This is a genomic window from Pseudomonas sp. W22_MBD1_FP4, from assembly GCF_052113765.1.
In the GTDB taxonomy this organism is placed as follows: Bacteria; Pseudomonadota; Gammaproteobacteria; order Pseudomonadales; family Pseudomonadaceae; genus Aquipseudomonas; species Aquipseudomonas sivasensis.
The window spans coordinates 30,562-44,245 of the sequence record NZ_JBGQOI010000008.1; the positions used below are offsets into that span (position 1 = coordinate 30,562).

General features: G+C 60.6%; 12 protein-coding genes. 6 read left to right on the forward strand and 6 right to left on the reverse strand.

Features of this window, described 5'->3' with window-relative positions:
- Positions 1-118 precede the first annotated feature (118 nt).
- The 4 genes from ACEN2T_RS12330 to gap all read right to left on the reverse strand — a co-directional run bounded on the left by ACEN2T_RS12330 (position 119) and on the right by gap (position 5,555).
- Positions 119-2,683 (reverse strand): TonB-dependent receptor, encoded by a 2,565-nt coding sequence (locus ACEN2T_RS12330; protein ID WP_442116803.1) that lies wholly within the window; start codon positions 2,681-2,683, stop codon positions 119-121.
- A gap of 115 nt (positions 2,684-2,798) precedes the next feature.
- The gene (locus ACEN2T_RS12335; RefSeq protein WP_122680786.1) at positions 2,799-3,767 is read right to left on the reverse strand and encodes a FecR family protein; all 969 of its coding nucleotides are present in this window, start codon (positions 3,765-3,767) and stop codon (positions 2,799-2,801) included.
- A 74-nt stretch (positions 3,768-3,841) separates the two neighbouring features.
- Complete coding sequence (locus tag ACEN2T_RS12340; protein WP_032890856.1) at positions 3,842-4,360, reverse strand: RNA polymerase sigma factor; 519 nt, start codon at positions 4,358-4,360, stop codon at positions 3,842-3,844.
- A gap of 193 nt (positions 4,361-4,553) precedes the next feature.
- On the reverse strand, positions 4,554-5,555 hold the full coding sequence (gap, locus tag ACEN2T_RS12345; RefSeq protein WP_032890857.1) for a type I glyceraldehyde-3-phosphate dehydrogenase: 1,002 nt from the start codon (positions 5,553-5,555) through the stop codon (positions 4,554-4,556).
- A 221-nt stretch (positions 5,556-5,776) separates the two neighbouring features.
- Between gap and edd the strand changes: the two genes are divergently transcribed.
- The 4 genes from edd to ACEN2T_RS12365 are packed head-to-tail and all read left to right on the forward strand — an operon-like array spanning position 5,777 to position 10,809.
- Positions 5,777-7,603, forward strand: a complete 1,827-nt coding sequence (gene edd, locus ACEN2T_RS12350) for a phosphogluconate dehydratase (protein WP_032890858.1) — start codon at positions 5,777-5,779, stop codon at positions 7,601-7,603.
- Positions 7,600-8,556: a glucokinase gene (locus ACEN2T_RS12355; RefSeq protein ID WP_095185780.1), complete on the forward strand. Its 957-nt coding sequence runs from the start codon at positions 7,600-7,602 to the stop codon at positions 8,554-8,556. Before edd ends, ACEN2T_RS12355 begins: the two co-directional genes overlap by 4 nt.
- A gap of 17 nt (positions 8,557-8,573) precedes the next feature.
- Positions 8,574-9,350 carry a response regulator gene (locus ACEN2T_RS12360; RefSeq protein ID WP_185168276.1) on the forward strand — a complete coding sequence of 259 codons (777 nt, stop codon included), beginning with the start codon at positions 8,574-8,576 and terminating at the stop codon, positions 9,348-9,350.
- Positions 9,340-10,809 (forward strand): ATP-binding protein, encoded by a 1,470-nt coding sequence (locus tag ACEN2T_RS12365; protein WP_032890861.1) that lies wholly within the window; start codon positions 9,340-9,342, stop codon positions 10,807-10,809. The genes ACEN2T_RS12360 and ACEN2T_RS12365 overlap by 11 nt, the downstream gene beginning before the upstream one ends.
- Before the next feature lie 120 nt (positions 10,810-10,929).
- Here ACEN2T_RS12365 and ACEN2T_RS12370 read toward each other — a convergent pair whose 3' ends face one another.
- Positions 10,930-11,859 carry an AraC family transcriptional regulator gene (locus ACEN2T_RS12370; protein WP_032890862.1) on the reverse strand — a complete coding sequence of 310 codons (930 nt, stop codon included), beginning with the start codon at positions 11,857-11,859 and terminating at the stop codon, positions 10,930-10,932.
- 328 nt (positions 11,860-12,187) lie between these two features.
- On the opposite strand from ACEN2T_RS12370, the gene ACEN2T_RS12375 reads away from it, so the two are divergent.
- Both ACEN2T_RS12375 and ACEN2T_RS12380 read left to right on the forward strand, forming a co-directional pair.
- On the forward strand, positions 12,188-12,529 hold the full coding sequence (locus tag ACEN2T_RS12375) for an antibiotic biosynthesis monooxygenase family protein (RefSeq protein ID WP_032890863.1): 342 nt from the start codon (positions 12,188-12,190) through the stop codon (positions 12,527-12,529).
- A 44-nt stretch (positions 12,530-12,573) separates the two neighbouring features.
- Positions 12,574-12,819 carry a hypothetical protein gene (locus ACEN2T_RS12380; RefSeq protein WP_032890864.1) on the forward strand — a complete coding sequence of 82 codons (246 nt, stop codon included), beginning with the start codon at positions 12,574-12,576 and terminating at the stop codon, positions 12,817-12,819.
- Positions 12,820-12,944: 125 nt separating this feature from the next.
- On the opposite strand, the gene ACEN2T_RS12385 is transcribed toward ACEN2T_RS12380, so the two are convergent.
- Positions 12,945-13,577 (reverse strand): flavin reductase family protein, encoded by a 633-nt coding sequence (locus ACEN2T_RS12385; RefSeq protein WP_339483638.1) that lies wholly within the window; start codon positions 13,575-13,577, stop codon positions 12,945-12,947.
- Positions 13,578-13,684 lie beyond the last annotated feature (107 nt).

The following is a 13,684-nucleotide window of genomic DNA, read 5'->3' on the forward strand; positions in this document are numbered from 1 at the left end:
AGGGGAGCGCCTTGGTGCCCGAAAGAGAGCGGTTATCAACTAGACGAACAAGAAGACGCGGCACAGTAAAAAATCCTCACCTCGTCGTTGATATTTCGACGAGGTGAGAAGGGCTTGGTCAGATATCCCAGATCACGTTAATCGCAAAGTTGCGGCCGGGCTGTGTCAGGCGGTCGAGGTTGGCCGGGCCGGTTACCGCGGCTTCGCCGACGCTGTCGTAGCTGCGTACGTCATCCCAGTTCCAGTACTTCTTGTCGGTGAGGTTGTAGAGGCCGCCGTTGATGGTCACGTCGCTGGTGACTTTGTAGTAGGCGGTCAGGTCGACAACGCCGAAGCCGGGCGTCTTGAATGGGCCGCTGGTGTCGCCGTCCGGCGCGTGGAAGGTGGAGCTGTCTACGCGATTCTGCTTCTTCACCAGGGTCCAGCTCAGCAGGCCACCGTAATTTTCCTGGTCGTAGCCCAGGCCGAACACGCCCTTGAGCGGGTTGACGCTGTTCAGCGGTTCGCCGTTTTGGTCGTTGCGACCGTAGGCATAGGAGACCGCACCCTGGGTGTATAGGCCTTGTGGGGCACCGAATGCATCCAGGTTCAGGCGGCCCTTGGCTTCGGCGCCCTTGACGCTGGCGCGCTTGATATTGACGGCTTGGAACTGCTCGGCAGTGCCGCCGACCACGACGTTGTCTTCGTCGATAAAGTCGCGGTATTTGTTATAGAACACCGCCACCTCAAAGGAACCCTCGTCGAACTTGCCGCGAATCCCGGTTTCGATGCCTTTGCTGGTCTCCGGCTTGAGGTCCGGATTGGGTTCGACGGTGTAGCCCAGGTTCAAGTTTTCAAAGCGGCCGTACAGCGACTTGGCGGACGGCGTGCGGAAACCTTCGGCGTATTGGCCGAACCAGGTGTATTGGTCCGTCAGCGCGTAGGTCAGGCCAAACTTGGGCGTCACGCGGTGCCAGGTTTTCTTCTTGTCGCTCACCGTTTCCGCACCTGTCGGGTTGACGGTGTTGAGGAATGCCTGGGTCAGCTTGGGTTTGAGCTGGGTGTAGTCATAGCGCACGGCGGGGAGGAAGGTCCATTTGTCCCAAGTGATCTGGTCCTGTGCGAACAGCGAATAGGTGTTGATGGTCGGGTCGGGGAAGTCGCTGGCCTTCTTCACGCTATCGGAGGCCATCGGGCTGGGCGCGCCGATGGCGGTGCAACCGCTGCCGACGGCCACGCAGGTGGCGCTGCCCTCGCGCGAGCCGGTGACTTTCTGCTGCTTGAGGGTGGTGCCGTAGGTCACTTGGTGATCGGTTTCACCAAGGCTGAACGCTTTGTCCAACTGTGCATCGAAGACCCACTGTTTTTCCTGGTAGAGCGTGTCGCGTGTGCGCAGGACGCGACGACCGGATTGATAGATTTCGGCGGTGGTCTGGTCGGTCTTGGCGATCTGGTAATTGACGCTGGTCTTGATGCGGTCGGCAATCGGCGACTCAAGGGCGAAGCTGTTTTCCAGGCCGAAACGTTCACGGGTGATGGTGTCGTTACCACGACGATCACGGTAGAGGTTGAAGCCTCGGCCGCCGATGAACGGGCCGCCCACCGCGTTCTTCAGGTTGACGTCGCGATCATCCTTGTACTTCTCGTACGTCAGACCCAGGCGGTTGTCATCGCCATAGTTCCAGCCGAGCTTCGCAAGGATGTTAGTGGTGCGCGCTTCTTCCGGGTTGGCGCCTGTGCGATCCAGGCCGGTGGCGTTGTTGCCGTCGTAGGACTCAGTTTCGTGACCGTTGCGCTGGCTCAGGTGCAGCAAACCGTCGAAGTCTTGAACGCGGCCGGCGAAGGTGCCAGAGGTCAGCCAACTTTCGTCGGCGGAGCTGTAGCCGGTCTTCAGGCGGGCGCCGAAGTCTTGGCCTGGCTTGATGATGTCAACCGGGTCGAGGGTGAAGTAACTGACGGCGCCGCCGATGGCGCTGCTGCCGTAGAGGGCCGACGCCGGCCCGCGCAGGATTTCCACGCGCTTTACGATTTCCGGGTCGACGTAGTTGCGGCGGGTCTTGGCGTAGGGGCCGTTGAAGAAGTTGCCCGGCACTTCCACACCGTCCACTTGAGTAAGGATACGGTCGCCATCGATGCCGCGAATGTTGAAGCCGGCATTACCTGCTCGTGTACCAGCGCCGCCTACCGAGACGCCGGGCTCGTAGCGCACCAGTTCCCGGATGTTGTTGACGTTCTGGCGGTCCAGTTCCTCACGCTCATGCACACTGACGGTACTCGGCACGCTGTTCACATCCTGCACGTTACGGGTTGCGCTGATGGTCACCTGTTGCAGATTGAGGGTGCTGCCCGCTGCGCGCTTTTCCAGCACGATGTTGTTATTGCCCAGTTTGCGGTAGCTCAGGTTGGTCCCCACCAACAGCCGGTCCAACGCTTTTTCTGGCGACAATGGGCCGCGTGCGCCAGGAGACGACACGCCCTGGCCCAGCTCTGCGGGCAGGCCGACTTGCCAGCCGGTCACGGCGGTAAAGGCGTTGAGCGCCGAGACCAGCGGCTGCTGTTCGATGCTGAAGGTGTAGTTGCCCTGGCTGCGCGAAACCGGTTCGGCAGCGGTGGCGGCCATGGCCGGCGCGCCGGCCAGCAGGATGGCGGCAGTCAACAAGGATAGGACGGGCGAAGAAGACCGGCGGTTGAAACGAGAGGACATCGAAAGCGCTCCGGGGGACGAATCTTATAGTTGCGAACCGATTCAAATAGGAATCAGTTGCATTGGCTAAGACGAGACGTATCGCCGAAGGTTATCGAGTAAAAATAATTCTCATTTAGTTCAGGATGACCAGCGCCGGGTATTCCGAGAGCTTGGCAGAGGTGATGTGCGCCAGTGAACGCACGACGTCCAGGGGTTGATCGAGCCGGTAATTGCCGGTGACCGCGACGCTGGCGAGTTGGTCGTTGGTGTTGACGATCCAGCCGGGGTAATAGCGGCGCAACTCGGCGAGCACTTCGCTCATCGGGCAGTTTTCAAAAATCAGCCGGCCTTGCACCCAGGCCAGGTCCTTATTGGCGTCCAGCTTGGCCGGTTGGCCGAAGCCTTTGGGGCCGATGCGGATACTTTCGCCGGCGCGCAGGCGTACGCGGGCATCGTCGAAAGTGTTGCTGAGGTCGACATCACCGCGCTGCACTTGCACCTGGGCCTCCCCATTGAGGTAGCGCACGGCGAAGGCGGTGTCGCGCACGCTGGCGCGCACCGGGCCGGCGTCGATTTCCAGGGGCTGGCCATGGTTGGGCACAACCTCGAAAAAAGCCTCGCCCTGGTACAGGCGGGCGATGCGCTGGTGGTCCTTGATGCTGCTGGAGAACGCCGAGTTGGTGTTCAGCAATACTTTCGAGCCGTCGTCCAATTGCAGACGTTGTCGTTCGCCCACCACGGTCAGGTGGTCGGCCTGCAGGCGCACCGGCAGGTTGCTGAAGCTGAACAGCCCGATCAGCAACACTGCGGCGGTGGCGAGCGGTTTCCAATGGGGTTTGATTCGGCGCCAGGCGCTGGGCTTGCGCGGCGCGGCCAGGGCCACCGCGGCGCTGTGAACCGGCGCGCCACCCCAGGCGGCCTGGGCCTTGGCGAAGGCGTTGACGTGGGCCGGGTCGCGGGCCAGCCAGGCTTCAAACTCGGCCTGCTGCCCAGCTTGCGGGCACTGCAAGGCAATCAGCCAATCCAGGGCCTGGTCCATAGCCGTGTCTTGCAGCACCTCATGAGCCAGCTCATGAGGGCGCAGTTTATTGGGGTCCGTCACGGTGTTCCTCGGGTCTTCGCCACGTTCTATTCATTATTCCTACAGCTCGGGTCGACATTTCTGTCGCGTGCAGCTTAAGGCCGATCCAGCCGGTCGGCCACACCTACGCAGATGGCCATGATCAATTTCAGTTCCTTTTGCACGGTGCTCAGGGACACGTCCAACTGATCGGCAATCTCCTGATAGCTGCACCCGTGCAGGCGGCTGAGGATGAAAATCTGCTGCTGGCGGGCGCTCAATTGGCCCAGGCTGACGCTCAGGTGTTCAAGCAGTTGCTCGGCCTGAGTCGCATCTTCGGGGGTGCTGATAGGGGCGGCGACGCTTTGCAGGATGTCCAGCGGGACATCTTCCTGCAGCGTGCGGGCCTGGATTCTGCGTGAGCGCAGGTGATCCAACGCGAGGTTACGTGCGGTTTGATAAACGAAGGGTTCAAGGTGATCGATCGGCCGCTCGCTGAGGGCCCGTGTGACGCGCAGGTAGGTTTCCTGCAGCAGGTCCTCGGCGGTGCTGTGGTTATTCACCATCCGCTGCAAGGTGCGTAGCAGAATCACCCGTTGGGTGAGAAAGACTTGGTTGAAGCGAGATTGGCTCACAGTGATACCAGACCGATTTGCAGCAAATGATAATGCTTATCATCAACTCAAATGGCAAGTGGCTATTTCTCTGGGCCTACTTAGAACAATGTGGGAGGGGGCTTGCCCCCGATAGCGGTGTGTCAGTCAACACATTCCTGACTGATACACCACCATCGGGAGCACGTCGAATCGCCCCTCCCAAAGGATCGCTTTATTCGGCGTTACACAGTGCCAGGCAGTTATCCAGCATACGGTTGGAGAAGCCCCACTCGTTGTCGTACCAGGCCAATACTTTGAGCAACTTGCCGCTGACCTTGGTGTGATTGGCGTCGAAGATCGACGACAGCGGGTTGTGGTTAAAGTCACTGGAAACCAGGGGCAGGGTGTTGTAACCGAGGATCTTCGAGTGCTGGCTGGCTTCCTTGAGCAGCGCGTTGACCTCTTCGGCAGTGGCTTCTTTCTTCAGCGTTACGGTGAGGTCTACCAGGGACACGTTGATTACCGGCACGCGCACGGCCATGCCGGTCAGCTTGCCCGCCAGTTCCGGCAGCACCAGGCCCACCGCTTCGGCAGCGCCGGTTTTGCTTGGGATCATGTTCTGGGTGGCGGAGCGCGCGCGGTACGGGTCGGTGTGGTAGACGTCGGTCAGGTTCTGGTCGTTGGTGTAGGCGTGGATGGTGGTCATCAGGCCACTCTCGATGCCCAGCTCGCGGTGCAGCACCTGGGCGACCGGCGCCAGGCAGTTGGTGGTGCACGAGGCGTTGGAGATGATCTGGTGGGACTGACGCAGAATGTCGTGGTTCACGCCATACACCACAGTGGCGTCCGCGCCTTTGGCCGGTGCCGAGATGATCACCTTGCGCGCGCCGGCGGTAATATGGGCGGCGGCCTTGTCACGGTCGGTGAACAGACCGGTGCATTCGAATACCACGTCAATCTTGTGTGCAGCCCATGGCAGGTCAGCCGGGTTGCGAATGGCACTCACGGCAATCCGGTCACCGTTGACGGTCAGGCTTTCCTGATCGTGGGCGACCTCTGCGTCGAATGTGCCATGTACGGTGTCGTATTTGAGCAGGTGGGCATTGATCGAGCTGTCGCCCAGATCGTTGATGGCGACGATCTGCAAATCCTGGCGGTAGCCTTGGGTATACAGTGCGCGCAGGACATTACGGCCAATACGGCCAAAACCATTGATTGCGATACGAAGAGTCATTGGAGAGTGCCTGTCGTCGATTTGTTGTAAGAATTACAAGATTATTCGCATAAAAATAGAAAACAAGCCTTTTTAGTGGCAATATTTTGTTCAATCTACAACGAGTGACCTGAATCAACTGGTCCGATGATTCAAACGACACCCTGCCATCCCATGCGCTGCGGGCGTTTGATCAGCATAGACACTCAGGTCGCCACATCCGTTAGCCTGGAGTTCTACACATGCATCCCCGCGTTCTTGAGGTCACCGAACGGCTTATCGCCCGCAGCCGCGCCACTCGCGAGGCTTACCTTGCGCTCATTCGCGGCGCCGCCAGCGACGGTCCGATGCGCGGCAAGCTGCAATGCGCCAACTTTGCCCACGGCGTGGCCGGTTGCGGCACCGAAGACAAAAACAGCCTGCGCATGATGAATGCCGCCAACGTGGCAATTGTTTCCTCATATAACGACATGCTGTCGGCGCACCAGCCGTACGAACATTTCCCTGAACAAATAAAGAAAGCTCTGCGTGAAGTCGGCTCGGTCGGCCAGTTCGCTGGTGGTACGCCTGCAATGTGCGACGGTGTGACCCAGGGCGAGCCGGGGATGGAGCTGAGCCTGCTCAGCCGTGAAGTCATTGCTATGTCCACGGCGGTGGCGCTGTCCCACAACATGTTCGACGCCGCATTGATGCTGGGCATCTGCGACAAGATCGTCCCCGGCCTGATGATGGGCGCGCTGCGCTATGGTCACCTGCCGATGATCTTCGTACCGGGCGGCCCAATGCCGTCGGGTATCTCCAACAAGCAGAAAGCCGACGTGCGCCAGCGCTACGCCGAAGGCAAGGCCACTCGCGAAGAGCTGCTGGAATCGGAGATGAAGTCCTACCACAGCCCCGGCACCTGCACCTTCTACGGCACTGCCAACACCAATCAACTGTTGATGGAAGTGATGGGCCTGCACTTGCCGGGCGCTTCATTCGTCAACCCGTACACGCCGCTGCGTGACGCGCTGACCCGTGAAGCCGCGCATCAGGTTACGCGCCTGACCAAGGCCAACGGCAACTTCACGCCGATCGGCGAGATCGTCGACGAGAAATCCATCGTCAACTCCATCGTCGCCCTCAACGCGACCGGCGGGTCCACCAACCACACCCTGCACATGCCGGCCATCGCCATGTCGGCAGGCATCATCCTCACCTGGGACGATATGGCTGACCTCTCCGAGGTGGTGCCGACCCTGTCCCACGTGTATCCAAACGGCAAGGCCGATATCAATCACTTCCAGGCGGCGGGCGGCATGTCGTTCCTGATCCGTGAGCTGCTGGAAGCGGGCCTGCTCCACGAAGACGTCAACACCGTGGCCGGCAAGGGCCTGAGCCGATACATCCAGGAACCATTCCTGGTCGACGGCGAGCTGGTTTGGCGTGACGGTCCTATCGAAAGCCTCGACGAAACCATCCTGCGGCCCGTGGCCCGTGCGTTCTCGCCGGAAGGTGGTCTGCGCGTGATGGAAGGCAACCTCGGCCGCGGTGTGATGAAAGTCTCTGCGGTAGCCCCAGAGCACCAGATCGTCGAAGCGCCGGCGGTGGTGTTCCAGGATCAGCAGGATCTGGCCGATGCGTTCAAGGCTGGTCAGTTGGAAAAAGATTTCGTCGCGGTGATGCGCTTCCAGGGCCCGCGCTCCAACGGCATGCCCGAGCTGCACAAGATGACGCCGTTCCTGGGTGTGCTGCAGGACCGTGGTTTCAAGGTGGCATTGGTGACAGACGGGCGTATGTCCGGCGCGTCGGGTAAGATTCCCGCCGCGATTCACGTCAACCCCGAAGCCCAGAGCGGCGGGCCGCTGGCGCGAGTGCGCGATGGCGATATCATTCGTGTGGATGGCGTTACCGGCACCTTGGAGCTTAAGGTGGACGCCGAAGAATTTGCAGCGCGCACGCCTGCCACGGGCCTTCTGGGCAATAACGTGGGGGCCGGCCGCGAGCTGTTTGGATTTATGCGCTTGGCCGCAAGCTCCGCAGAGCAGGGCGCCAGCGCCTTTACCTCTGCCTTGGAGACGCTTAAGTGAAGTTAGCGCTGGTCGGTGATATCGGGGGTACCAACGCCCGTTTTGCAGTGTGGCGGGATTCGGCACTGCATTCGATTCGCGTGCATGCCACGGCGGATTACCCAACCCCTGAAGAGGCGATCAAGGTCTATCTGAAGGAAGAGGGCCTGGAAATCGGGGACATCGGCGCGGTGTGCCTGTCGGTGGCCGGGCCGGTGAGTGGCGATGAATTCAAATTCACCAACAATCACTGGCGCCTGAGCAAGACGGCGTTCTGCAAGACCTTGCAGGTGGATGAACTGCTGCTGGTCAATGACTTCTCCGCCATGGCCCTGGGGATGACCCGCCTGCAACCCGACGAATTTCGCGTGGTTTGTGAGGGCACGCCGGAGCCGTTGCGCCCGGCGGTGGTGATCGGGCCTGGCACTGGCCTGGGCGTCGGCACACTGCTGGATCTCGGCGCAGGTCGTTACGCGGCGTTGCCGGGGGAGGGCGGCCACGTCGACCTGCCCCTGAGCAGCCCTCGGGAAACCCAGTTGTGGCAACACATTTACAACGAGATTGGCCACGTCAGCGCTGAAACGGCGTTGAGCGGTGGCGGCTTGCCGCGTCTGTACCGCGCGATTTGTGCGGTGGACGGTCACGCGCCTGTGCTCGACACGCCCGAGGCCATCACGGCTGCAGGCTTGGCCGGCGACCCGGTGGCGATGGAAGTGTTGGAGCAGTTCAGCGTCTGGCTGGGCCGAGTGGCGGGCAACAATGTGCTGACCACCGGTGGACGCGGTGGTGTGTATATCGTGGGTGGGGTGATTCCGCGGTTTGCCGACTTTTTCATCAAGAGCGGCTTTGCCAAGAGTTTCAGCGACAAAGGCTGCATGAGCGACTACTTCAAAGGTATTCCGGTGTGGTTGGTGACCGCGCCGTATTCCGGGTTGACCGGGGCGGGTGTGGCGTTAGAGCAGGCATTTGCTTAGGCAGTGACCTGCCCCCGATGAGGCCATCAAGAACACCCCATAACAACAAGGAGGACCCCGTGAGCGTAATCAGTAAATCGATTCTCCTCGTCGACGACGACCAGGAAATCCGCGAATTGCTGCAAACCTACCTCAGTCGCGCCGGCTTCCAGGTGCGTGGCGTGCCGGATGGCGCGGGGTTCCGCCAGGCGATGAACGAGGCGCCGTGCGACCTGGTCATCCTCGATGTGATGTTGCCAGACGAAGATGGCTTCAGCCTCTGCCGTTGGATCCGCCAGCACCCGCGCCAGGCGCAGGTGCCGATCATTATGCTTACCGCCAGTTCTGACGAAGCCGACCGCGTGATCGGCCTGGAACTGGGCGCCGATGACTATATCGGCAAGCCGTTCAGCCCTCGCGAGTTGCAGGCGCGGATCAAGGCTCTGTTGCGGCGCTGCCAGTTTGGCCAGGAGCGCAGTGGGAGTGGCGATGTGCTGGTGTTCGATGAATGGCGCCTGGACATGATCAGCCATCGGCTGTTCCACGTGGACGGCGAGGAAGTGATTCTCTCCGGTGCCGACTTCGCACTGCTCAAGTTGTTTCTCGACCATCCGCAACAAATTCTCGATCGCGACACTATCGGCAACGCCACCCGTGGCCGCGACCTGATGCCGCTGGACCGCATCGTCGACATGGCGGTCAGCCGCCTGCGCCAACGCCTGCGCGACACCGAAAAGCCCCCGAGGCTGATCCGCACCGTACGTGGCAGCGGTTATCAACTGGCAGCCAGCGTGGTTGCCGGCAATGTCCACTGAGCCGGTGACCGAACGCCGGCGCCGCTTCCCGGTACCGCGCTCGCTGCTGGGACGCATGCTGCTGCTGACCTTGCTTGCGGTGTTGTTCGCCCAGGCGTTGTCCAGCGTGATTTGGGTTTCGCAGTTGCGTGCTACCCAGCTTGAGGGCCTGGTCACCAGCGCTCGCAGCCTGGCCCATTCGATGACCGCCAGTGTGAGTTACTTCCGTTCGTTGCCGGTGGCCTATCGTCCGCTGGTTCTCGACCAATTGCGTAGCATGGGCGGCACCCGGTTTGTAGTCACCCTTAATGACCGTCCGCTGGACATGCAGGTATTGCCCGAAACCCCACGCAAGCAGGCGGTGCTGGTGGCCGTGGACGAAGTACTTCGCCAGACCCTGGGCGCCGACGTGCACATCTCGGTGGAATTCGTCAGCGCCGAAGACCTGCGCATCTTTAATGCCGGCCTCAAGCTTGATGAGTTGCCGCGCTCTTGGGCCCATTACGCGCTGACCCTGGAACCGGTAAACCCGCCGGTGCTGGTGACCCAGATCCAACTCGCCCCCGGCGAATGGCTGTACATCGCCTCGTTGCTGCCTGAGCCCTACACCAGCCTTGAAGAACAGGGCCTACCGTCGCAGCAGGTGTGGTTTATCGTGTTGACCAGCGGTTTTCTTCTGTTGTTCATTGGCCTGCTGGTGCACTGGCAAAGCCGCCCCCTCAAGCGCTTGGCGCGGGCAGCGCGAGACATGTCTCTCGGCGCCGATGTGGAGCCGGTGGCCGAAGGCGGCGGCAGTGAAGTGGTGGAAGTGGGCCGCGCGTTTAATGCCATGCGCGAGCGCATCAGCCGCTATTTGACCGAGCGCAGCCAACTGTTCAGCGCGATTTCCCACGACCTGCGCACACCGATCACCCGCCTGCGTCTGCGTGTGGAACTGCTCGAAGACGAAAACCTGCAAACCAAATTTGGCCGTGACCTGGATGAATTGGAGTTGCTGGTGAAGGGCGCGCTGCAATGTGTGAAAGACACCGATATCCACGAGAACATCCAGCCGGTCGACCTCAACCATGTGCTCGAATGCCTGGTAGAGCCTTATGTGGCGCCAAACGGTAACGGCCGTGTGACCCTGGATGGCGCTGCATTGGCGACCTATCCGGGCAAGCCGCTGGCGCTCAAGCGGTGTATCGGCAACCTGATCGATAACGCGTTGAAGTACGGGCAGAACGCGCATTTGCATATCGAAGATGATGGTGCGCAGTTTGTCCTGCACGTCGACGATGAAGGTCCCGGCGTTCCGGAGCAGCGTTTGGAACAGGTATTCGAGCCGCACTTCCGCCTGTCCGGGCAGCAGCAGGGCTATGGGTTGGGCCTGGGGATTGCGCGCAATATTGCCCACAGCCATGGCGGTGAAGTGAGTTTGCAGAATTTGCGGGAGGGGGGCTTACGGGTGACCCTGCAACTACCGCGCACCCTGGATTGAATGCTCGCGGCCCCATGTGAGAGGGGGCTTTCCCCCGATGGCAGTGTCTCAGTCTGGTATCTAAAGCAGACCCACCGCTATCGGGAGCAAGCCCCCTCCCACATTTTGATCTTCATTCGGTCAGATGCTTTGGCGCAGGCGGGCCAGATCCCGCAGCGGCGGCGCCCCAAACAATCGGCTGTATTCCCGACTGAACTGCGACGGGCTTTCATACCCCACCCGATAGCCCGCCGCTGATGCTTCCAGCCCTTCGGCGATCATCAATCTGCGTGCTTCCTGCAAGCGCAACTGCTTCTGGTACTGCAAGGGGCTCATGGCGGTGATTGCCTTGAAGCGGTGGTGCAATGTCGAAACGCTCAGGTTCACTTCCTTGGCCAGATCATCAATGCGAAGCGGTTGTTCGTAGTTGCCATTGAGCCACTTGATCGCTTGGCTCACCCGATGGCTCTGGCTGTTGGCCACGGCAATTTCATACAGGCGATAACCCTGCGGCCCACGTAGCAAGCGGTAAAGAATTTCCCGGTTGATCAGTGGGGCCAGCATGGCGATGTCTTTGGGCGTATCCAGCAAGCGCGCCAGGCGCAGCACCGCGTCGAGCAATTGGTTGTCAATCCGGTCCACGTACATGCCGCGTGATGTCGGGCGTGTGGGTACGCCCATGGGACCGGCTTCAGCGATCAGGGCGGTGAGCTGCGCCGGGTCGATATTGATCCGCACCGACAGGTTCGGATCGTCGGGCGTGGCGTCGATGATCCGCCCGGCCACCGGCATCGCCACCGAGAACACCAGGTAATTGAGCGGGTCGTAGGCAAAGATTTCATCCGCCAGGCGCACTTCCTTGCTGCCGTTGGCAAGGATGCACAGCGCGGGTTCCACCAGCACCGGCATAAAGTCGCGTGGCGTGTTGTGGCGGTTCAGGTAGAGCGACGTGATCGCGGTACCGTAGGAGCCATCTTCCCAAGTATGCCTGTGCACGATACTGGCCAGTTCGGCACGCTGCTTTTCCATCTCGGCATCGAGAGGAATGGACTGATATTCGGGCGACGACATGAAGCGTCCTCTGCAGGCGGCTTTGATGGGGTCAGCTTAGCGGCGGCTTTTCAAATAGTGTTAGGTCGATTCTGCACAATCCTTGCCTGATCCTGCGGCGTATCGCCAATCAGGCAAGCGTGAGGCCTGTCATCTCCCTGAAATACTGCGTTTGTGCATGGCGCAAAACCAGTGAGCCGAGTACCCGGTTTACGCTTCTCGCAGGATTGTGCAATAAGCCGGCAGGAATCGACTAACCGCGCCTACCCGCGCGCCGTTATCTTTGATCCTGTGGCAGCACACCCTCACCGTGTTTGCCGAGCATCACTTCTCAACGGGAGAGTCGAACATGTCCACCCCCATTCCCGCGAGCCATATGGCCTTTATCCGCGCCCGCACCGGGTGCAGCACCGAACTCGGTGCACGCTTGAGCAGTTTGATCGAACCGGGTCGCCAGGCTCAGGGTTGTCTGCAATTCTCGTTGCAGCATTCCCAGGTCGATCCCGATGTGTGGTTGGTCTCGGGTTTCTGGAGCAGCGAGCAGGCGATGAGTGCCTACTTCAGCTCGCCGGCCCTGATGATCTTTACCGAGCTGTTGAACGACATGGTGGTGCGCAGCATGGACTTCCAAACCTTCACCGACGCATCCGCCACCAACGCCTATGGCGAGTACCTGCAACTCGCTGGGTGAACAGGTTTAGAATGGCCGCCTTTCCATTGGCCAGGACCTGCAACATGGCACGTAAACAATTTGCCCACCACGAAGCCGTATCCGCCGTAGTACCGGGTGAAGGGGGCTACAGCGCCGCCGTCGCCGTCAAGGCACTGGATGGTATGGGGGCACCGAAGTTTCACAAGATCCTGGATGGACAGACGTTCAAGACCGCCTCCGACGCCGATGATGCAGCCACCGTGCAGCTTGAGCGGTTGATCGGTGTGGATGAAGAGGGGCAGCTGACCTGGGCGAGCGCCGCCATCTGAACAACGCCGACAATCTAATGTGGGAGGGGGCTTGCCCCCGATAGCAGTGTGTCAGTCAACAAAGATGTTGAATGTGCCATTGCCATCGGGGGCACGCCCCCTCCCACATTTTTGTTGTATTTCAGTCAGGGTTTGCTGGCGCCTGGGCGATACATCTTGAACAGCGCCTCCGGCCCCAGCTGGAAGTAATCCGCCGGGCCGCCACCACGCAGGATCGGCTCGGCGGCGGCGGTGTCGTAGATGCCATCCTTGAGCAGCCACTTGGCAATGTGCACCGCGACCACCTCGCCCAGCACCAGCCAGCTCGGCACCAACCCTTTGTCGGCGCGTTGCAGCTGGATGATCTGCGTCACCTTGCATTCAAATGACACCGGGCTCTCGCCCACCCGTGGCACGGCGACGATTTTCGAGGCCACCGGCGTCAGGCCGGACAACTCGAACTCATTCACCTCCGGCGAGACCGCCGCGCAACTCTGGTTCATCTGCTCGGCCAGCGGGCGGGTAGCCAGGTTCCATACGAACTCGCCGGTCTGTTCGATATTGTTCAGGCTGTCTTTGCGCCCGACACTGGAAAACCCAATGATCGGCGGAATGTAGTTGAACGCATTGAAGAAGCTGTAGGGCGCCAGGTTCAGGCGGCCTTCGCTGTCGTGCGACGAGATCCAGCCGATTGGCCGTGGACCAACGATGGCGTTGAACGGGTCATGTGGCAGGCCGTGGCCGTTGGCGGGTTCGTAGAAATGGATATCGTCAGACATGAGCCGGGGTTCCTGCTACGCAATTCTGGGAGGCGGTCATAGTGCAACCCGTGGCAGCGAATTTCCATCAAGCCATGGAATTTTCATTCATCGCCCACCTATTTTTC

What these genes read in the sequence shown, in the direction of transcription:
- ACEN2T_RS12330 (WP_442116803.1), bottom strand. Translation starts at nt 2,683, where the DNA reads ATGTCCTCTCGTTTCAACCGCCGGTCTTCTTCGCCCGTCCTATCCTTG.
- gap (WP_032890857.1), bottom strand. Translation starts at nt 5,555, where the DNA reads ATGACTCTTCGTATCGCAATCAATGGTTTTGGCCGTATTGGCCGTAAT.
- edd (WP_032890858.1), top strand. Translation starts at nt 5,777, where the DNA reads ATGCATCCCCGCGTTCTTGAGGTCACCGAACGGCTTATCGCCCGCAGC.
- ACEN2T_RS12360 (WP_185168276.1), top strand. Translation starts at nt 8,574, where the DNA reads ATGAGGCCATCAAGAACACCCCATAACAACAAGGAGGACCCCGTGAGC.
- ACEN2T_RS12365 (WP_032890861.1), top strand. Translation starts at nt 9,340, where the DNA reads ATGTCCACTGAGCCGGTGACCGAACGCCGGCGCCGCTTCCCGGTACCG.
- ACEN2T_RS12370 (WP_032890862.1), bottom strand. Translation starts at nt 11,859, where the DNA reads ATGTCGTCGCCCGAATATCAGTCCATTCCTCTCGATGCCGAGATGGAA.
- ACEN2T_RS12375 (WP_032890863.1), top strand. Translation starts at nt 12,188, where the DNA reads ATGTCCACCCCCATTCCCGCGAGCCATATGGCCTTTATCCGCGCCCGC.
- ACEN2T_RS12380 (WP_032890864.1), top strand. Translation starts at nt 12,574, where the DNA reads ATGGCACGTAAACAATTTGCCCACCACGAAGCCGTATCCGCCGTAGTA.
- ACEN2T_RS12385 (WP_339483638.1), bottom strand. Translation starts at nt 13,577, where the DNA reads ATGTCTGACGATATCCATTTCTACGAACCCGCCAACGGCCACGGCCTG.